This window comes from Lysinibacillus sp. NPDC059133, assembly GCF_042755925.1.
In the GTDB taxonomy this organism is placed as follows: Bacteria; Bacillota; Bacilli; order Bacillales_A; family Planococcaceae; genus Lysinibacillus.
In genome coordinates this window covers 55,848-76,589 of record NZ_JBHZDH010000005.1, presented here as the reverse complement: position 1 = coordinate 76,589, position 20,742 = coordinate 55,848, and the positions used below count along the sequence as shown (strand labels likewise).

General features: G+C 34.8%; 22 protein-coding genes. 2 read left to right on the top strand and 20 right to left on the bottom strand.

Annotated features, from left to right (window positions below; genetic code table 11):
- Positions 1-1,108, bottom strand: a 1,108-nt coding sequence (locus tag ACFXN8_RS04380; protein WP_386843072.1) for a TcaA 3rd/4th domain-containing protein, incomplete at its 3' end; no start/stop codon positions are given.
- Positions 1,109-1,762: 654 nt separating this feature from the next.
- Between ACFXN8_RS04380 and ACFXN8_RS04375 the strand changes: the two genes are divergently transcribed.
- Positions 1,763-2,578 (top strand): stalk domain-containing protein, encoded by an 816-nt coding sequence (locus ACFXN8_RS04375; protein WP_386843070.1) that lies wholly within the window; start codon positions 1,763-1,765, stop codon positions 2,576-2,578.
- Positions 2,579-2,983: 405 nt separating this feature from the next.
- Here the strand turns inward: ACFXN8_RS04375 and ACFXN8_RS04370 are convergent, their stop codons facing one another.
- From ACFXN8_RS04370 to ytaF, 5 genes are all read right to left on the bottom strand, one after another.
- A complete protein-coding gene (locus ACFXN8_RS04370) occupies positions 2,984-3,358 on the bottom strand; it encodes a DUF1761 domain-containing protein (protein ID WP_386843068.1) in 375 nt (124 codons plus the stop codon).
- 104 nt (positions 3,359-3,462) lie between these two features.
- Complete coding sequence (locus ACFXN8_RS04365; protein ID WP_386843066.1) at positions 3,463-4,089, bottom strand: hypothetical protein; 627 nt, start codon at positions 4,087-4,089, stop codon at positions 3,463-3,465.
- Between the two features lie 1,007 nt (positions 4,090-5,096).
- Positions 5,097-5,912, bottom strand: coding sequence for an LCP family protein (locus ACFXN8_RS04360; RefSeq protein WP_386843205.1), 816 nt, complete (start codon positions 5,910-5,912; stop codon positions 5,097-5,099).
- Between the two features lie 144 nt (positions 5,913-6,056).
- The gene (locus tag ACFXN8_RS04355) at positions 6,057-6,713 is read right to left on the bottom strand and encodes a helix-turn-helix domain-containing protein (RefSeq protein WP_376076181.1); all 657 of its coding nucleotides are present in this window, start codon (positions 6,711-6,713) and stop codon (positions 6,057-6,059) included.
- A 167-nt stretch (positions 6,714-6,880) separates the two neighbouring features.
- Positions 6,881-7,513, bottom strand: a complete 633-nt coding sequence (gene ytaF / locus ACFXN8_RS04350) for a sporulation membrane protein YtaF (protein WP_376076184.1) — start codon at positions 7,511-7,513, stop codon at positions 6,881-6,883.
- A 527-nt stretch (positions 7,514-8,040) separates the two neighbouring features.
- Here ytaF and ACFXN8_RS04345 point away from each other — a divergent pair.
- Positions 8,041-8,835 (top strand): class I SAM-dependent methyltransferase, encoded by a 795-nt coding sequence (locus tag ACFXN8_RS04345; protein ID WP_386843063.1) that lies wholly within the window; start codon positions 8,041-8,043, stop codon positions 8,833-8,835.
- A gap of 76 nt (positions 8,836-8,911) precedes the next feature.
- Here ACFXN8_RS04345 and ACFXN8_RS04340 read toward each other — a convergent pair whose 3' ends face one another.
- The 14 genes from ACFXN8_RS04340 to ACFXN8_RS04275 all read right to left on the bottom strand — a co-directional run bounded on the left by ACFXN8_RS04340 (position 8,912) and on the right by ACFXN8_RS04275 (position 20,690).
- Positions 8,912-9,325, bottom strand: a complete 414-nt coding sequence (locus tag ACFXN8_RS04340) for a GNAT family N-acetyltransferase (RefSeq protein WP_386843203.1) — start codon at positions 9,323-9,325, stop codon at positions 8,912-8,914.
- A gap of 147 nt (positions 9,326-9,472) precedes the next feature.
- Positions 9,473-10,084, bottom strand: a complete 612-nt coding sequence (locus ACFXN8_RS04335; RefSeq protein ID WP_386843061.1) for a zf-HC2 domain-containing protein — start codon at positions 10,082-10,084, stop codon at positions 9,473-9,475.
- Positions 10,074-10,589: an RNA polymerase sigma factor gene (locus ACFXN8_RS04330; protein WP_386843059.1), complete on the bottom strand. Its 516-nt coding sequence runs from the start codon at positions 10,587-10,589 to the stop codon at positions 10,074-10,076. Before ACFXN8_RS04330 ends, ACFXN8_RS04335 begins: the two co-directional genes overlap by 11 nt.
- A gap of 165 nt (positions 10,590-10,754) precedes the next feature.
- The gene (locus tag ACFXN8_RS04325; RefSeq protein ID WP_376076297.1) at positions 10,755-11,078 is read right to left on the bottom strand and encodes a YnfA family protein; all 324 of its coding nucleotides are present in this window, start codon (positions 11,076-11,078) and stop codon (positions 10,755-10,757) included.
- 267 nt (positions 11,079-11,345) lie between these two features.
- Positions 11,346-12,251 (bottom strand): aminoglycoside phosphotransferase family protein, encoded by a 906-nt coding sequence (locus ACFXN8_RS04320; RefSeq protein WP_386843056.1) that lies wholly within the window; start codon positions 12,249-12,251, stop codon positions 11,346-11,348.
- Positions 12,252-12,310: 59 nt separating this feature from the next.
- Entirely contained in the window at positions 12,311-13,048 is a 738-nt protein-coding gene (locus ACFXN8_RS04315; protein ID WP_386843054.1) for an urease accessory protein UreH domain-containing protein, read from the bottom strand.
- A 229-nt stretch (positions 13,049-13,277) separates the two neighbouring features.
- Positions 13,278-14,795, bottom strand: a complete 1,518-nt coding sequence (locus ACFXN8_RS04310) for a multicopper oxidase family protein (RefSeq protein WP_386843052.1) — start codon at positions 14,793-14,795, stop codon at positions 13,278-13,280.
- A gap of 47 nt (positions 14,796-14,842) precedes the next feature.
- The gene (locus tag ACFXN8_RS04305; RefSeq protein ID WP_386843050.1) at positions 14,843-15,886 is read right to left on the bottom strand and encodes a sensor histidine kinase; all 1,044 of its coding nucleotides are present in this window, start codon (positions 15,884-15,886) and stop codon (positions 14,843-14,845) included.
- Complete coding sequence (locus tag ACFXN8_RS04300; protein WP_386843048.1) at positions 15,883-16,545, bottom strand: response regulator transcription factor; 663 nt, start codon at positions 16,543-16,545, stop codon at positions 15,883-15,885. The genes ACFXN8_RS04305 and ACFXN8_RS04300 overlap by 4 nt, the downstream gene beginning before the upstream one ends.
- Before the next feature lie 147 nt (positions 16,546-16,692).
- The gene (locus ACFXN8_RS04295; RefSeq protein ID WP_386843201.1) at positions 16,693-16,971 is read right to left on the bottom strand and encodes a LysR substrate-binding domain-containing protein; all 279 of its coding nucleotides are present in this window, start codon (positions 16,969-16,971) and stop codon (positions 16,693-16,695) included.
- 132 nt (positions 16,972-17,103) lie between these two features.
- Positions 17,104-17,697, bottom strand: a complete 594-nt coding sequence (locus tag ACFXN8_RS04290; RefSeq protein ID WP_386843046.1) for a LysR family transcriptional regulator — start codon at positions 17,695-17,697, stop codon at positions 17,104-17,106.
- 316 nt (positions 17,698-18,013) lie between these two features.
- Complete coding sequence (gene ptsP, locus ACFXN8_RS04285; RefSeq protein WP_386843044.1) at positions 18,014-19,726, bottom strand: phosphoenolpyruvate--protein phosphotransferase; 1,713 nt, start codon at positions 19,724-19,726, stop codon at positions 18,014-18,016.
- Positions 19,723-19,989 carry an HPr family phosphocarrier protein gene (locus ACFXN8_RS04280; RefSeq protein ID WP_376076212.1) on the bottom strand — a complete coding sequence of 89 codons (267 nt, stop codon included), beginning with the start codon at positions 19,987-19,989 and terminating at the stop codon, positions 19,723-19,725. The genes ptsP and ACFXN8_RS04280 overlap by 4 nt, the downstream gene beginning before the upstream one ends.
- Complete coding sequence (locus tag ACFXN8_RS04275) at positions 19,986-20,690, bottom strand: glucosamine-6-phosphate deaminase (RefSeq protein ID WP_386843041.1); 705 nt, start codon at positions 20,688-20,690, stop codon at positions 19,986-19,988. Before ACFXN8_RS04275 ends, ACFXN8_RS04280 begins: the two co-directional genes overlap by 4 nt.
- Positions 20,691-20,742: the final 52 nt, after the last annotated feature.

Sequence of the window (20,742 nt, the reverse complement as noted above, 5' to 3'; positions counted from 1 at the left end):
TATCTGCTAAACCAGCATCAATCGAATCTAGCTTCTGTATGTACTCATCTTTTTGACTTCCATTTGTAACTTTTTCTTGTTCTTCTTCAATAGTAGTTTGATTTACTTGTGTTGTATCTTCTGGAAATTCAAAGTAAGCATATCGGGCATCTGAAGTAATGCTATTTGATTGAACCTCTTGACCTTTTGAGTTTTTAGTAACCGCATAAATCTTTATACTATCGTCAGTTGGAAGAGGATACATTTTCCCTATTTCTGAAACAGTCAATTTAGTGGATTTCCCATTCACATAAACGATTGCGTCTTCTATGTCAGAATCTAATTCTAAAGATGTCATATTCCAATCAAGATCAATTTCCAGCTTATTTGATCCATTGCCTATGATTGCCAGTTCACCGCTATTCTTCAAGTTAGCCCACTGACCATCATACGTATAACTCCAGGCATAAACACCAGGTAAATACTGCCCCAATAATTGTGTGCCTTCGTTATCCGTTTTAATTTTATGATTATTAATGATAATTTCCATATCCTTAAATGGCGCTTCAGTGTAGACTTCTGTTGGAACCAAATTGAATTCTACCTTTTTAAATAACCCAAACAAGACTTTCTTTTGTAGAACCGTTATCAAATCTGTACCATGACTATCACTAATGGGATCTGCAAATTCACCATTTTCTAAAGAATTTACTTCCTTTATTAAATTATCACGAATTGCGCTCCACCCATTTTCCTTTACATACAAAGAAAAACTTTCAGCATCATAAATCGATTTTTCAGGAATTTGGAATTCTTCTAAAAACGCTTGATAATCTTCTTGTTTCAATGCGGAATCCATCGCTTCAATCTGTTTCATCGGATCTAACATTTTCGTAATAGCAATATTTGCGATCACAACTAACCCGATCATTACTGCAATACCTATGATTGTAAACTTGCTCTTCTTCGACATAGGCTTCTTTTTTGCATTTTGTTTAGAATGCTGAGGACCTACGGAATTATTCGATTCAAATTTTGTTTCCATTACCGAATTAATAGGTTTACCACAGTTCTCACAGAACTTAGTTTTCTCTGCATTTTGATGACCACAGTGAACACAAAAAACCATTTTTATTCCTCCTTTCATATACATCAGCATATTATACATGAATATAATAAAACTTAAATAATAATTTTAATAATTGTGTTTTTTGAAAAGGGTACTTGTTTTACTGAAAAAACAGTAACTACCACCCAAATCAAAAGAATAAATACACAAAAAGGGATGCCAACACACAGCGTTACTCTATGTTAGCACCCTTTACATTTCAAAATTAAAATGTTTAACTCTCAGACTGAGGTAATCGAAATAACCTCACTTATTTATGATACGGTTCTCCGTAATGAGCCCAAAATTGGTCCAACCACCACAAACCCCGACTACAAGTAGTAGGGGTTTGCCAAGAGTTGGGATTAGTTAAAAATATTCAGTCAAACTGGTGGATAGCCCCTTTGGGATGTTAGGAATGCCACCATTATGTAAATTAACTTAATAGTCCAACCTAAACCTTTACTCCTAATACGCATATAATAAAACTAGTAAAAATCTATTAAAAAAATGGGTGATTTTCCTTCCTCTTTGTTTTATACTAGTATAATATTGTTTATTAAAGTAGAAATGTGTAAATACGGAAAATTTTGAAGTCATAAAAATTAGATCAGAAAAAGAATTAACTAGCAATAAAATTATTCAATCAGTAAGTTATTAGAAGGAGAGAATACTATGAATAAGATTTTTAAATATTTTATTATTGCCATGACATGCGTCGTTACATTTAGTTTACAAGCACATAATGCTTCTGCCTACTCTGGCATAGACGTATATGTAGCAAACGAACAAACACAAAGCTATCACAGTGATGCAATTATTCATAATGGCGTAACGCTAGTACCACTACGAGGCGTATTTGAAACATTAGGTGCAACAGTGAGCTGGAATGCGAAAGATAAAACGATTACAGCGAAAAATAGCACGAAAACAGTTTGGCTAATGGTCGGTTCAAAAAAAGCAAAAATTAACGGCAACGCATTAGCTGTGTCAGTAGCACCGATTATAGAATCAGGGACAACATTAGTGCCATTACGCTTTATTAGTGAAGCATTAGGGGCGACAGTTTCTTGGAATCAAGATTTAAATGAAGTATCAATTTATGCCAAAGGATCTTCGCAAGTAGAGCGCTCACATTGGTTAGGCTATTACTATAATTCAGGGTATACAGGATCAGGTGTAATAACATCACTACGTATTGATAAAGTGACACCGACAAAAATTACATTTACATCTATTAATGGCTATCGCTATGACCCTACAAATGGAAAATTATACGGTTACCAAATGCCATGGCATATGGTATATACAACACGTGATGTACAGCTAATTTCTGATGATGTGGCATCATATGAGTTAAATGGCTGCTCATTTGATTTAGTTAAATATTCTGATGAAATCCATGTTGAAAATATGTACGGCTCTTGCGATCATTTAGGCCTTATCGAATATGAAGGTGAACATACGGAATATCGAAAGGTAGAAAAGTAAAGTTAAGCACTTATAAAAAGCCAACGGAGGCATCCTAATATTAAATTTAGGAATACCTCCTTTTATTGTGTTTTTATACCAATCAATAAAATTCTTCTTTTTAAGTGTTTATCATTTAAACAAATTCTCTCTGTATCTTCATTTAAATATACAAACGCAGGCGCAAAATAACTTTCCCTTCTATATAAAGTTACTTAGTTAAATCAAGCTAACCTTCTTAACAAAGAAATGAAATAAGCCATCAAAAACATTAATAATAACTGTTCTTGATGACTTATGTGAAAAAAACGCACTTATTTATGATACGGTTCACCGTAGCGCATCTAAATGAAGAATAAAAAATGGATCCCCATATGTATGAGAGATCCTTCTTTTTACTCGTTTCAATCTATAAGATCGATACGATTAGACCAAAAGACCATGGAGTGCTCCTAGTAAGGTAAAAATGATAAGATGGTCACCAATTGCAATTAAAAAATTTCTCTTATTTACGAGTCCAAATAAAGTATTTTTCAAATAAACAATTGAAATAAGAATACCAATAATACCTCCTACAGCAGCACCTTCTAACAAACTATTTGAACTAGTCGCTTGAACGAGAATTGCAATAAAAATGGAACTAATAAAGGCAACGATTACTGAAATCACATATTTTAACGCACCTTTGCTTTGATTTTCCTTCCCTACTAATATGGAATAATAGATCGCTCCATAAATCATATACAAGATTCCACCAATAAGAATAGCAAGATAATTTAACGCACTTAAATCAATTGACATACATTTACCCCCGAATTATTTAGCTCTGTACCACGATCTTCAATTTTTTTAATGGCATGGCACAGCTTTGGCATTTTTTAAATTCTTTCATACTATTACCTTTATTAATCTTCTAATGTTTTATAAATCTTTTTGACTCTTTTTAATTGTGGTGCTGTTAGGTATTTTTCTCTTTTTCGTAACACACTTAATAATTCCTCTTTATTTTCATCTGTTACGGCTAAAAGCGTACTTTCTGAGTGTTGAGGAATTTCCTTTGGTCTGCAATTCTCAAGGTGATGGAGTAATATTGGAAAAATCACATCATTGTTTTCCTTACTGACGGCTGCTAGCTTCGCAAGAGTTAGGACACCTTTATCAATTGTAATAACTGAACCAACTTTCATAGCACTTTTTAATATGTCAAGATGAGCCATAATGGTTGCTGATGCTCCCTCGGCAATCGTTGCTAATGCCGTCATTCCGCCCCAGACCAAACGATTATTACGGCTTTTTAACAACTCTATAAAAGTCAGGACATACTTACTTATGAGTTCTGGTTTAACTTGCCCAATTTCGTACGCTACTTTAATACAATCGTATTGAATCTTTTTATCTTTGCAAGTTAGGTTTTCAATTATTTCTTCTATGCCCGTATAATTTTCTTCATTAGCTAATTTATGTGCCAGCTCAATATTTGGCACTTCATCATTTCGACTTAGTTGAGAAGCTAACAGGTTCACAACTGACATGATTATCCCTCATTTATCAAATTTATTTTATGTATATACATTATCACATTTAGCCCTTAATGAATCTATATGAGGTTCTCAGCACAATTTAAGTCTGATAGTTTGTATTCTCTTATATGTTTAAACGAATCGGTTAACGAAATAAATTCAACCGCTTCATTTTTACAAATACTAATTATGTTACTTTTTCTATCTGAATGGTTTGCTTCTGTTGATAAAATTAGACTTTTCACTGTCTTTTTTGCATTAACCCGAAGAACATTCTTTAGATAATAGGTATCTTCATCAGATTCATTAAAATATATTTATTTAAAATGAAAATTCCTCATTCTTTTTTATATTATCATTTAGTCCCTCGAAGGAATTTTTCAGTTTCAGAGATATCAATATAGCCTGGATCAATTTTTAATTCGATAACAGCTACAACTTCATATTTATTAATTTTCTCTTTATTTAAAGGAAGCTACAATATGGCTTATTTCAACAACAAGGTGGATCAAGAACCTATATGTATTTTTCAAAATTTATTGAGTTCGAATCTGAATTCCCTTGTTTCGAAGAACAACTAAAGATCTCAAGTTTTATAAATGAGCTTAAAAAAAATATACTAAAAGAAAATTTGAAGTATGAATTATTAAGTAAGCAAAAACAAGCCTTCATACAACAAATGTTCATCCAATTAAAACAGCACCTCCTACATCATATGGAATGTGGGAGGTGCTGTATCTATTTTCAAAAAACCTCACTTACTTATGATAAAGTTCACCGAAACTAATGCTAAATTGACGTCTTTCCTTTTTATATGATCAAAAACATGACTTTGTTTCAAAATTTGGAGGAACCTTAGTGGATTTACTTGCACAAAAAAATGAAAGGATTTTGGTAGCAAAAGTGATTGATCTCATCAATTAATATAAAAATAAGAGTATATTTTGAAATAATTGTTCAAAACATACTCTTATTTTATTGTTTATTAACCTGTCTTCTTAGATGAAATTTAATCTGTTTTAGTCTTCATTATCCTTTGATGATAAAAACTCTTCTAACGCATGTTTGTTCTTATCTAAGTTAATATCTAAAACATCTCCTACATTCGTACGTTTATCTTCATAAGAATTTGCAATAGGAATTCGTAAAGTGTCCATACTAGATTTTCCATTTACAATCCCTTTTCCAATGGTAAGGATTGTTTTATTATCAACATTTGTATCAAAATATGAATCTGCAACACCAAGTAATTTTGGCAAATTCATTAAGCTTGAAACACCGATTTGTTCTTTCACCTTCGTTAAAACCTCTTGTTGGCGTTCCACTCGTCCAAAATCACTTAAACGATCGTGGCGGAATCGTACATAGCCTAATAAGCCGTCACCATGTAAAGTTTGTTTTCCAGGATGTAAGGTCATATCAATTCCATAGGACATTTCATAAGGAATATCAACCTCAATTCCATCAGGTGCTAAAAGGTCAATAATTTTAGGGAATCCTTTAAAATCCGCGATAGCGTAGTAATTAACATCAATATCAAAATTTTGCTTAATTGTTTTCCTTACAAGTTCAGGACCTCCAAAAGCAAAAGCAGCATTTATTTTATTCATTCCGTGCCCTGGTATGTCGACATACGTATCCCTCATAATAGAAATAAGTTTTACATCATTCGTCGTTTGATCATAGTGTGCAATCATTAACGAATCTGATCTACCATCCTCATCCCTAGCGTCACTTCCCAGTAATAGCACATTAATCTGACCAAATTGCACATCTGCACCTTCAAATGGGTCATATGCCTTTTGGTCATCTTTATAAAGACCATCGTCTGCCATAGCCAATCCACTTTTGTATTGATAAACCGAATAAATAAGCCCTGCTACGATTACTAATGCAAATGCTAAGAACAAATTCCTTAGCCATTTACGGCTTTTTTTGCTTTTTTTCATATATAAATCCACCTATCACTTAAGTCTAAGTTATTTTTTTAATAATGCCTTTGTAGTGAGTTGTACAGCTATTGCATCGTCTAAATAACCAATCGGAAATAAATAATCCGGTATAACATCTACAGGGATTATAAAATATAATAAAGTACTTCCAATTATGGTTAGTTCAAAAATTGTGCCCTTCCCCGATGAGAATTTCTCGTATAACTCTTTTAATTTGCTTATAAACGGACCTATGCTTCCTACACTCTTGATTTTTTCATCAAAATCCTTAAGTATCGAATTTTTACCTTCTTCTGTTTGCGCATAGAGTCCATAGCTTTCTAATTTCTGTTCAACATTTGCCACCGAAAATTCATCATCGTAAACATTTGAAGACTTAAGAAAAGCTTGTATTGAGTCAACAGACGTATGGATATCTGAATCTGGTTCTGTTTCTGGCTCTTCTTGTCTCGGTTCAATTGGGTATCCTGCTGCTTCAAAAAGAGTGATTAACGGAACACCAAGGCAGTCAGCAAAATTTTCTAAATGTTGTGGTGTCGCCTTTCTTTTTCCATTTATTATCCGTGAGATCGTAGCTGTGTCGATTCCAGTGAGTTCACTAAACTTCCGCATAGATAATGAACGTTCTTTCAACAACTCTCTCAGCAATAAACCAAGAGTACTACTGTTTCTCTGTTCAGCCATTTTCGATTCTCCCTTCTTACAATGACTAACATAACTTCACGCAGCCGTCTAATATGAAAATATCATTCTCAAGAAGTGTATAATTACGTTGACATTTTGTCAACACTTAGATCTATTATGCCTTAGCATAATTGCGTACGGATCCTTCCTGATTCCGCTGAAAGAAGTTAAAAGAAAGCTCCAACAGCGACTATTAATAAAATGACTCCACTAATAATTGTTCCAAATTGCCCTAAAGTAAATGAACCAATTCGAACATCTGCTACTTTACTTCCTAACTTAACCCCTAACCAAACCGTAATAAAACTCCCAATTGCAGCAGTGATTGAGATGACAAGCGGTGAAAGACCAAGTAAACCTGCACCTACCCCATTCGTAAGTGCATTCGCCGATAAGGCTATGCCGAGAAGTACAGCTTCTCCCCATCCAATTTCTCCAGACTTATTGAAATGAGCTTCCTCAGGATTTTTTAAAATATCTTGAACATTATTGGACTGTATTTCATTGTTACTACCCACTATTGAAGACTCTTCTTTCCGTGGTTTAGCCAAAAGAATAATCCGAATCCCGATGATAAATAATAATAACGCTCCAATAATTACAGGAAGCATACCTGGAAGAATTTTAGAAAGCCAAACGCCAAATGTAATGCCCCCCATACTCATTAGAAAACAAATGATCGAGATTAAAATATTTTTATCAAATCTAACGTTTATCTTCCGAATCCCGTAAGAAAGTCCGACACCCAAATTATCAATACTGGATGAAAAAGTAAAAGCCACAATCATTAACCAATTCACTCAACCACATCCCTTATTTTTTTTATAGCATATTATTCGTGTTGACAAATGGTGCGTATTTATCCGAAAAATGTTGACAAAAAAACAACAATACCTTAGTAACACAATACAAAGTACTACATAAAACTTTGAATAATATTGGCTTATCACCATTACATGAGCGTGATATTTTTTTGATTAGCTGGGACGGGTACCCCTTCAAAGCAAACAAATTCACGCACGCCAAAAAGACCTAACGAAATAATTCATTTGTTCGCAAGGTCGGATAGGATATAGTGAAAATACTATTTATGAACAGTTAGAAGCTGCTCTTTCGTAATCATAAAGTCAAGGCGCTTTGTTTACTAGAGATTTTCTATTGTTGTCAAAAGAAAATCTTTAATTTATAAAAATGAAATAAACGGTTCACCGAAACTACTACTAAACTGGTCCCCCTTATATTCCAATGTGGAATCAAAACTGATCATTTTACGCATTTCTGTTCAATTAAACTCTCTGGTAAGCTCAAACAAAGGAGATGAGGGACAATGACAACATGGAATGCCAATTTATATGATCAAAAGCATGACTTTGTTTCAAAATTTGGAGGAAGCTTAGTGGATTTGCTTGCCCCACAAAAAAATGAAAGAATTTTAGATGTCGGATGTGGTACAGGTGATTTAGCCCATGAAATTGCTACTCATGGCGCCCATATTCAAGGGATTGATGCCTCCCATGATATGATTATCGCTGCACAGCAAAAATACCCAGACATTACATTTCACACAATGGATGCTACAGCACTTCACATAACCAATCAATTTGAGGCTGTCTTTTCAAATGCTGCATTACATTGGATGAAACAGCCGGATGCAGTCATCAAAAACATTTACAGTGCACTTAAACAAGGTGGCCGTTTCGTCGCTGAAATGGGCGGGCATGGTAATATCGCTTCTATTGTTTGGGCACTTCAAAAAAGTATGGAGGACTTTAAACTACCTTATATTGAGGAAGATTTTCCGTGGTATTTTCCGACTTTAGAAGAATACCAGTCGAAGTTAGAAGCTGCTGGATTTACAGTTGAAATGATTTCACTATATGAACGCCCTACACCGCTTCAGGGCGAGGATGGGCTACGAAATTGGCTAGTAATGTTCAGTAATAATTTGCTCCAGCATTTATCAGACACTGAAAAAGAACAGATTTATTCAAAATGCGAACAATTATTAAAGCCAATGTTTTATCAGGATCATCAATGGGTTGCTGATTATTGCAGATTACGTTTTGTTGCTATAAAAAATAACATTCATACAACTGTAATAAGCAGACCTTTTCACAAATGAAATCGCAGTAAACATTGGCGTATCATTTAGCGCATAAAAAAACGCTTGGAAAATATCCAAGCGTTTTTCTATCTATTTATTTGTTTGAACTACCCGACTGCATTTCGTAATTCCTAACGAGCATACCGTTTGATTTGAACATGCCAAGCTTCTCATAATAAGGAACTAAGTCATCGTCACAACACAAATCAACCATATAGATATCATTAAGTTCCTTTAACATTTGTTTAACTAATTCCTTGCCAATACCTTTGTTTTTATACTCCGGCAAAACTTCCAGGAACGGAATGTAGGCAGATAGAACCCCATCGCTAATCGCTGTTATAAATCCAACTACATGATTCGTATGTTCGTCTAAAGCAATGACTATTTTACTACTGTTTTTTAGCAGCTTTAAGTGAGTTTGTGGGTTTGGTGGATTCGGCCAATCCACAAAAAAGCCATTCAACCTATCCTCAGAAATTCCATCAAGACCATTTTTGTATATCATCATATATCAGCTCCTAAATTATTTTGAAATTTTTAGGTGGATGATAGATATCAAAAATAAAGTAGCAAAATTGCGACCCCCAAACTTTTTCTGCATTACTTTAAGATATTCGGTTCAAATTTTATAAATCCTCTAATAATTTTAATTTTATACTACATTAATGAAAAACTGACCTTTTTTAGCTTTAATCTCAAGATAATAGTTTACGTTCTTCTTTAATCCCTCCAATTTCTTGCTTTTCCCGGGCGATATATGAAACTCATCTACTATTACATGACCATTTGCATCTTTAATTCTTAGAAGTACTTCACCTTCACCGTCATGATCCGTACCATTGACGATTTCCTTGTTCCAAAAAACACTATCAAACTTAAAATACTCTTGATTGTCGAAATAGACTGCATGCCACTCTTCCTTATCATCTGTTACAGTTACAGTAGTCATATTCATTGGAAAAAAGAAATTATGCACAACTCCCACATTTTGAACAACTTGATAGCCTATAATTGTGAGCATAAAGGTAAGCAAAATGGACATAAAAACTTGAATACGACGCTTTTTATTAATTCTTTTAAAAGGCGCCTTTGCTACCATGACTTCTTCTGGCAACATATTATTTGTTGGCTGCTCCATCATTTCTAAATACAATCGACACTCTTCACAATGATGTAAATGTTCCTCGACAACGCTAGACGTATCTTCACTACAAATACCATCAATATATGAGGGGAATAAATCCTTTATTATATTACAGTTCATCCTGATCACCTTGGATCCTTTCTACCAATTTTAATTTAGCTCGATAAAAGGTTACCCTTGCCCAGTTCTCACTTTTATCGAATATCTCTCCGATCTCCTTGAAACTAAGATGGACGGAAGTTCTAAGCAAAAATATTTCACGATACGGTTCTTTTAATAGATGAATTTCTCTATGTAATGAAATAAATGTATTACGTCTTGCAAGCTCCACTTCTGGTAATTCTGCATTTGATGGAACATCCAACCCCATTTCCATCATTTGTTCTACACTACTATGGCTATAACGTTTTTCCTTTTTTAAATGGTTATAGTATGTATGCTTTGCAATTTGGCATAACCAAACAGACATCTTACATTCACCGTTGTATCGGTCAATTGACTTCACAGCTTGATAAAAGGTTTCTTGCGTTAGTTCTTCAGCTAAATCGACATTCGTTGTTAAACAAATAAGAAACCGTTTTACTTCATCTGCATAAGATTTGTAAATTCCACTTAAATCCTCCACTTTCCTCCCTCCTCTCTCTAGCTTTTTAACGGTGGATACTTATATATAGATTTTAAAGAAGATTCGTTACAAATAATTTTATTTTTTTAAAAAAATCCTTCACAATGATGATTTTACTCAAATTGTGAAGGCTCATAAAAATATTAGAAGGTCCCATTCTCCCTATCATGAACGAGGTAATAAAATCACCATCACACCAACCAAACAAATACCTGCTCCAACCCAATCCAAGATGTCTGGTTTTTCTCCGTCTATTCCCCAGCCCCACAAAATGGAAAGGACAATAAAGACACCTCCATAGGCAGCATAGACTCTTCCAAAGGTTGGGAAGGTCTGAAAAGTTGCGACAACTCCATATAAAGCTAACGCAATCCCACCTATAATTCCCCAATAAAATGGTTTACCTTCTCTTAACCAAAGCCAAATTAAATAGCCGCCCCCAATTTCGCCAATTCCTGCGAGGATAAATAATAATGTTGCACCTATCATTTTTTTCACTCTTTCTATATATGTTTTAAAAATTGCATTATCTGCTCTATTATACATAAAAGGACATTACCATTAATGAAATCAAAAAATTTCGCTTTTCTCCTGTGCAACCATTTATAAGCGGTTGTTTATTTTAACAGGAGAAAGGCGAAATATTGAAAGTAGATATTGCTATTATGTTTTTACTACACTACCCTTTCTTGTAACACTTTCTAGATATGTTAAAGTCTTTATTAATTTTAGTAGGCAATTTATGCTATTTGTTTTTTATTTATACCAACATGGTTTTACATTGTTAAAATCCTGATGATCATCTAGGAAGATACTAATTTTATTTCGCATATTATCCATATCTTCTGGTATTGTTTTTAATGTCCATACAACTGTTGAAAATACACACATGGCTAAATATAGACTATACAAAGTCCAAAATTCATCACTTGGTTCTTCACCATTAAAATAACCTTTTATTTGACCAATGGAAAAAGGTACGCTAATATTTCGTGTAAAAATACCGATTTTCAAGAATTCATGAATCGGATCACCCCAATCATATCTCCCAAAATCAATAATTCCTTTGAATTCCCCTTCTTGTGCAATTAAATTACTTGGCTGATAGTCATCATGTTGAAATATATTGGGTCGATTCTCCATCAACGACATATGATTGTCTATAAATTGTAGAATTTTTTCATCCTGATCAACTTTTATTGGGCATGCTAGATATGCATCTACATATTGTTTATGCTTTAAACTTTTTCGTTCATACCATGATTCTATATGTTTTGGTGCTCGTATCTTATGTAGGTTCAAAAGCTCTTGCCCTGCTTCAAACCCTAATTGATATTGTTCTTTTTCTGTTAATACTAACAATTCATCTTCAACATCATTTCCATCCATATACGTGGTTACCATATAACCATGACCTTGAATTTTCCCAATCTCAATCGCTTTTATTGCTTTAGTTGTATAAGTCTCAATTGTTTTTAATAGTGCAAATTCCTTTTCTTTATCTTCAAATTGACTAATTGGAAAAAATCTTATCATATATTTTTCATTGCTATTTTTAAGAGAAATGAAATACTTTTCATCTGAAGAAAGCCCCTTATTAATTCTCTTCAACTCTCGATAGTCTTTTAGAAAAGGTATTTCATCCAATAATTGTTCAACCATATATTCCCTCCTTTAGATAAAATACGGAACGCAACTCCAATTTCGGTGTTTAAAGACTCTTAATACAATCCCCAGTATGTAATCGTATCCGTAACGCCTATAAAAATCAGAATAACACCCGCTACAATTTGAATCACTCGTCCCATTTTCATGCTTGTACGCATAATGAATCTTTTTGCGTCAAAAAAATGAATAAGCCCCAGCATCACTAGTAGTGGCACAGAGGTTGCGATACCAAAAATGGCAGGCAAAACTACCCCATACGAAGAGGTTACGACTGTTGGCATTAACCACACGAAAAATAGCACAAACATCGTAGGGCAAAAGGCTATTGAAAAACTAGCCCCCATCAGAAAGGAGCCCAATTTCCCCTCTTTTAAAACTGCCGGAATGTACTTAGGAATTCGATTTAGAAATTTCAATTTTAAAATTCCAATTAGCACGAGTCCTGTTATGAGCATGATCGGACCAATCGCTTTACGAAAAATAGGAAAATACTTAGTCATCTCAGTTTCAAAGGACTGACCGAAAACCCAGACGAAGAAACCTATTAAACTAAATACGACGACTTTCCCAAGTATAAAAAAAACAATTTCTTGCCAATTGTTTTTCATTTGCAATGTTCGATTCCCATAAAAAGTGATAGCACTCATATTCCCCGTTAATTGACAAGGAGCTAAAGCGCCTACTAATCCAAGAAGAATCGCAATAATGAATGGGGAATGTTCATAGGAATTTAAAAATACTGTAATAGGTCCACTAATGATTTGGCTTATTTTCGACAATAAACTATACATCTAGAAACACCTTCTATTTTTTATAGTAAGTCACAGATTTAGTACCAACTACTACGTCTTTGTATATCAGATGGCAAACTGCTAAGAACACCTCGATATCAGCTGTGCAATATTTCGTTAAAAAAATAGCTATTCATTAAAATCATTCACAAGAACATAAAAGAAAAATCCTGTATCAAAAAATTAACACAGGATTTTAATCAAACTTCATTTTAACCACAATTAAGTATTAATCCACCTTAATTTGACCCATCATTCCATTATCCTCATGCTCTAGAATATGACAATGGAACATGTAGACACCCTTATGCTTAAATTGTACAGCTATTTTAACTGTCTCATCTGGTTTTACGGAGATACTGTCCTTCCATCCTTGTTCATTTTCAGGTGGCTTTTTCTTATCACGAGAGAGTACTTTAAATTGTGCTCCATGAATATGGAACGGATGAATCATACCGCCCATCATATCCGGTTTATTATAAATTTCCCATACCTCGGTAACCCCTTGTTTTTGGGTAAAATCAATTCTTTCCGGATCAAATTTCTTTCCGTTTATCGTGACCATGTCCATCATTCCAAAGAGTTCCACTTTTTTTGTAACAGGTAGATCCACTTCTTTACCTTCTAATGATAGATCATTTAATTTTTTAGGGAGCATACTCGTCTTTCCACTTTGATCAGTAACTACAAATGGTAAAAGGACAGTTCCATCCTCATTTATTAAAGCTAGGTCATTAACATCCTTCATTTTTGAAAAGTCAACTACGATTTCTGCCCTTTCGGATGGCGTTAGTGTAATCTCTTTTAAAGATACCGGTTCATTCAAGAAACCACCATCTGTTGCGATTTGAAAAAATGAATCCCCTGTATTCAATTTAAAGGTATAATTTCTCGCATTAGATCCATTTAATAAACGAAGACGCACTTTCTCTTTGTTTACAGTCAATTTAGGATTGAGCGTTCCATTAATTAATAATGTATCTCCAATCGTTCCGTCTGTGTTCATTGCAGCGCTATAATTCAATTGCTTCTTATCATCAAATGTTCTATCTTGGAAAATCAAGGGGAAATCGTTCTTCCCATAATCATTTGGCAATCCAAGACTTTTTGAATGTTCATCTTCAATATAAACCAAGCCTGCCAGCCCGTTATATACCTGTTCAGCCGTTTTTCCATGTGGATGGGGATGGAACCATAGCGTTGCTGCTTCCTGATTCACCGTAAATTCAATGGTTTTTTCTTCTTCTGGTTTAAGAATGCTTTCTGGCCCACCATCTTCTTCCCCTGACACTTCTAGTCCATGCCAATGAAAAGTTGTATTCTCATCAAGTTCATTGATAGTTCTAATCTTTACGATTTCACCTTTTTCAAGACGAATCATCGGGCCGAGAAACGATCCATTATACCCATACGTATTTGTTTGAAAACCATCAAATATTTCTGTTTTTCCTTTTTGTGCCCTAACTGTGTATACAACTTCATCCTTATTATTACGTTTAAGTTCAGCAGGGACTTTTACTTCATTTACTCCTGTCGAATTGTTTAAACTTACCACATTACTGTGACTCTCATGACCCTTCATCTTGTCATGATCCATGTCTTTCATATCTTTTGAAGAGTGTTCCATACCATCCATCTTCATAGAGGAATGATCCATATCCTTCATATCGTTACTATTTCCTTGGCTACAAGCCCCAAGTATGCCCAAACTCGCAATAATACTTGCTGCTAATGCTATTTTCCTCATATCAACCATTCCTTTCACCTAAAGTATAAAGAACAGTTGTGTAGGAATTATGTAGAAAACGGCATTTGTATACAAAATGTTGTTCCTATATTTTTCTCACTTTTGACGGAAATTGTACCGTTATGTGCTTCCACTAGTTTTTTGGTAATTGTCATACCAATACCGTTGCCAGTATATCGATTTTCCACTCGGTAATTTCGTTCAAAGATTTTTTGACTTATTTCTTCATCCATACCAATTCCATTATCATGTACAAGTATTATATAATCGTCACTTTCTTTAAATAATTTGATTAATATCATGCCATCTTTTTGAACATGGTACATTGCATTTTTTATAATATTGTGTAGAATTTGATTCAATCTCAAGGCATCTACCTTTGCATTGATTGTTTTGTCTAAATCCAACTCTACCTGTATTTCTTTTTCAAGTAATTCACTTGCCAACGCAATAACAGACTTTTCGATTACATTAGCAATCGGTTGCTCTTTCATTATGACCTTAAATGTAGGATTATTAATATCATTTAAGGTATCTAATTCTCCAACAAGAAGAATTAGCCTATCAATTTCCTCCACACATGCTTTCAAACGATCAGGAGTAGCTGTCCAAATCCCATCTTCAAATGCACTTAAATAGCTTTTTATTGAGGCTAATGGATTACGAATTTCATGTGCAAGATCATGTGTCATTTCTTTACGACGGAGTTCATAAACGTTTAATGTTTCATCTAGTTTCATCAGTGATTTACCTAATTGACCAATTTGATCATTAATGGTGTAGCTTATATTTAAGTGACGGTCTCCACGTACTAGTCTTAACGCAAAGTGATTCAGTTCTTGGATAGGTTTCGTTAATGTTTTTGCAATTAACAAACTAGAAATCAGTATAAAAATAAGCAAAAGTCCTAATGACCACATTGCCGTTTCCCTTAATGCCATATCAAAATGGTGAATTAATTCCTTAGAATCTGGAATTTGGAGCATCATCAAATGTTCATGACCTTTATAAAGTAATATCCCTGTGATGAATAAGAGTATGCTTGTAGAAAAGACAGCTATAATTAAGGCAATTTTTATATGAAATTTCATTGATTTAAAACCTTTTCATTTATTTTGTATCCCAAACTAAAGACAGTTTGGATGTACTCTTCCTTCATTTTTTTACGAATATTTTTAATATGTTGATCCACAATACGAGGATTTATATTCGAATCAAAACTATATATTTTTTGAACAATATCATCCCTGCTAAAAACTTTTTTAGGATTTTCAGCTAGTAATAGTAAAATGCTGAATTCATGTGGCGTGAGCTGAATACTTTGATGATTTACTAATACTTTTCTCTCATCTTTATGGAATTCCAACTGTCCAAAAATAATAATTTGCTTTTTATGTGAACTGGGTAACAACCTTTCTGCTCTTATTAATATTTCTTTAGGATGAAATGGTTTAACTACATAGTCATCTGCACCCATTTCAAATCCAATTACCTTATCATCAATAGAGATTTTTGCTGTAAGCATAATCACAGGAATATCATAATTTGATTTTACATATTGGCAAATATCTTCTCCAGCCATATCCGGCAACATTAAATCTAAAATAATTATATCAAGAGGTACTTGATCAATCACTTGGATTGCGGATTCTCCTGTATGTGCAATATATGTATGATCTCCGTTATTTTCAAAATAAGATGCCAATACCTCTGTAATCTTTTCTTCATCATCGACGATTAATACTATCATTTTCCAATTACACCAACTTTGTATAAAAAATTCAAGAATATTATAAACGATATAAACAGTAAAAGTGTTTCATTCATACAATTACTCAATCTAAGAGGCCTTTAACGACCTAACATTATTTTCATTTAACGTTTTTCAGTCCACTATTTACCTACCAACTGCATCTTTGTATATCAGATGACAAACTGCTAAGAACGCCTCAATATCCGCTGATACATATTTCGTTAAAAAATAGGTACTCGAAACGATATGGGAACATTCCTTTAACGAATAACTTTGAAGTAATTGCTGGTGAGATTCAGCCTCAATTACACTCTTTGGTAAAAAAGCAATTCCTAATCCTTGCTTAACAAAGTTTTTAATAACCTCTGTTTGATTAATATTCATGCTTTTATAGCTTGGAAATTGCTGTAATACCTGTTGTATGTCCTGCCAGTAAGGTGCATATTCATGCGATCAATTATGCCTCGGCATAATTGCGTCCGGAATCGGCTTTGTGCTTTTGCACAAAGAACTCCTTTCCGATTCCGTGACATCCGCCGGAGGCTTTAACTTCTTTCAGTGGATGTTTGGACATCCACTGAAAGAAGTTAAAATAGTTTCCTGCTGTAAAAGAGTCCGTGCATCTATCGCCTTTTTTGATATCGGAGCAATCAATTGCAGTGGTTCCTGTGCGAGAAGAGCTGTGTGAAGATCACGCGTTGTTGTCAATTTTGATAAACCGATATCTACTTTACCTGTATATACCGCTTCCCCGATTTCATTGGACTTTAACAGTTCAATCGTTATTTGAATGGAAGGTTTTTGCTGCTGAAATGCATGAATGATGACTGGTAATGTAGAATTGGCAATTTGTGGTGCAACAGCAATTGTTAACTGGGACGTGAAACCATTCATGAAGGAAACTGTATTTTGTAAACCTTCTTCAATCGTTGCCATTATTTTCTCTGCGTGTTGAAGGAAGTGAGCACCGATAGGATTTAATTTTACATGCTTCCCCTGTCTTTCAAAAAGTGTTGTTTGTAGGTATTTTTCTAGGTGTTGAATATGCTTAGAAACTGTTGATTGTGTCATAAAACGGTGTTCTGCCGTCTCACGAAAATTCTCTGTTTTCGCAGCAACAATAAAAGTTCGTAACCATTCTGTTTCCATAAATAGACCTCTCTAGTTTTTCATGGATCATCACCAAAACGTGGGTTGATTTCCGTTCCGACTGGGCGCTTTCCTAGGGGCGTCCGATGAGCCGCTTCACTCGCGTTGCTCGCTCCAGGGTCTCATCTGTGACGCTAATCCCCAAGGAGTCGCCCAGTCTCCACTCCAATCAACTTATTTACATAGTATACGTTTTAACAAAAGTCATCCACAACTTTTGATGATGAACCTTTTTCATGGAAATTATTCATATAAAAAAGTAGTTGAAGATCTCCATCTTCAACTACTTTTTGTCTAGTCTCATATTTGCAAACAATTAGTGAATTGCTTGCTTCACTTTATCTAACACTTCATCGGATGTTGCTAATTGTAACGCTTCTGTTGCTAATGCTTGCATATCCGCTACGGCTAAATTTTTAATTAAGGAACGTGTTTTTAAAATGGATGTTGCACTCATTGAAAATTCATCTAGGCCTAAACCAAGTAAAAGTGGTACAGCATATTCATCCCCTGCCATTTCACCACACATACCAGCCCATTTCTTTTCTTTGTGAGCCGCATCAATAACCATTTTAATCAAACGTAAAATAGCCGGATTATAAGGTTGATATAAATAAGATACTTTTTCGTTCATACGATCCGCTGCCATCGTATATTGAATTAAATCATTTGTACCAATCGAGAAGAAGTCCACTTCTTTGGCAAAAATATCTGCCATCACTGCCGTCGATGGAATTTCAACCATAATGCCGATTTCAATCTGTCCGCTAACAGCTACGCCTTTTGCAAGTAGGTTTTCCTTTTCTTCCAAAAGAATCGCTTTCGCGTCACGGAATTCTTGCAATGTCGCAATCATAGGGAACATAATTTTTAAGTTACCGTAATTGGATGCACGTAGTAATGCACGCAATTGTGTACGGAAAATGTCTTGATACTCTAAACATAGGCGAATCGCTCGATGACCGAGGAACGGATTCATTTCTTCTTGGAGCGGTAAATAGGGTAAATTTTTATCTCCACCAATATCAAGTGTTCGGATGACAACGGCTTTACCTTCCATTCCTTCTAATACCGTTTTATAGGCGGTAAATTGTTCTTCCTCCGATGGTAAGTTGTCTCGTCCCATATATAAAAATTCTGTACGATATAAACCGATTCCTTCACCACCGTGACGTAGTACACCATCTAAATCATTTGGTGACCCAATGTTCGCGGCTAGTTCAACTTGAACGCCATCTTTGGAAATCGTTTTTTCGTTTAGTAATATTGCCCATTCAGCTTGTTGAGCAGTAAAGTCTTCCGCTTTTTTTCTATAGGTTGCAACCACATCTTCTGTTGGGTTCACAAGTACATCGCCTGTTAAACCATCCACGATTAATAAATCACCATCTTGAATGGACTCAACTGCTGTACCTGTCCCTACAACGGCTGGAATTTCTAGTGAACGTGCCATAATGGCAGAGTGTGATGTACGACCACCAATATCCGTTGTAAAGCCAAGTACAAAGTTACGGTCCAATTGTGCTGTCTCAGAAGGTGTTAAATCAGTTGCTACAACAATCACCTGTTCATTAATATTGCTTGGATTTGGAATATGTACACCGAGTAGATGCGCTAAAACGCGGTTTGACACGTCTTTAATATCTGCAGCACGCTCACTCATATAGTCGTCATCCATACCTTCAAATATTGAGACAAACATCGTTGAAACTTCATTCAATGCATATTCAGCATTCACAGCTTCTTCAGCAATTTTTTGTTTGATCGGTCCAATTAATTCTGGATCTTTTACGACAAGTAGATGTGCACCGAAAATGGCTGCTTCTTCCGCCCCTAACTTTTCATGTGTTAGCTGTTGAATAGCAGCTAACTCTTCTGCTGTTTTTTCAAGCGCGGCCACTAAGCGTTGCTGCTCTGCATCAATATCCTGAATTGTTGTTTTCGCAAACGATAAATCCGGTTGTACTAAACAATATGCTTTTGCAATGGCAATGCCGTCAGATGCGGCAATACCTTTGAGTTGGATCATTGTGCTAGCCCCGTTTCTGAAATTAATTTTGTTAATGCAGTAAACGCTTGTTCTTCATCCTCCCCCTCTACGTGTAATGTAAATTTTGAACCTTGTTTTAGGGCTAATCCCATAACGCCTAAAATTGATTTTAAATTGGCTGTTCTTTGTTCTGTCTGTAACTCGATAGAAGAAGCAAATGGTGTTGCTGCTGCTACTAATTGGCTAGCTGGACGTGCGTGAATACCTTGTGGGTCTACTACTGTAAATTGTTTTGTTTTCATTGTTCATTCTCCTCTTTTTGTAAATCTGTTAATATAATGACATTAGGATGTTTGGTTAACACACTTGCTGGTACAGCTTCTGTATATTCAGACGCAAGCACACGTTCTACTACATCACGTTTTGCTTCTCCAACAGCGATTAACAATATGCACTTAGCGCGCATGATTGATTGAATTCCCATCGTAAATGCTTGGGATGGAACGTCATCAATCGAATCAAAGAAACGTGCATTCGCTTGACGTGTTGATTCTTCAAGCGTTACAAGATGTGTCAACGAATCAAATGATGTGCCTGGTTCATTGAAACCGATATGACCGTTTTGTCCGATCCCAAGCAATTGAAAATCTAATGGATGCTGCTGTAATAATGATTCATAGTTTGCCGTTTCTTCTGTAGGATGATCAGCTAAACCATTCGGTAGATAAGATTCTTTAAATGGTTTGTTGTGAAATAAATGTTTGTACATATAATATGCGTAACTTTGTTCATGTTTAGCACTAAGTCCAACGTATTCATCTAGATTAAAGCTAATACAATTCGTGAAATCGATATCAGTCTCACAAATTTTACTGTATAACGGTTCCATTGTACCACCTGTAGCTAGACCGAACGTTGTAGCGCCTTCATTTTTAGTATTCACGATAATGTCTACTGCACGAGCGTATAAATCTTCTTTTGAAGCAAAGCGTTCCAATTTCAATTTCCTATTCCCCCTTATTTATTTTTTAAACTACACGACTAAGGAGCGGCCT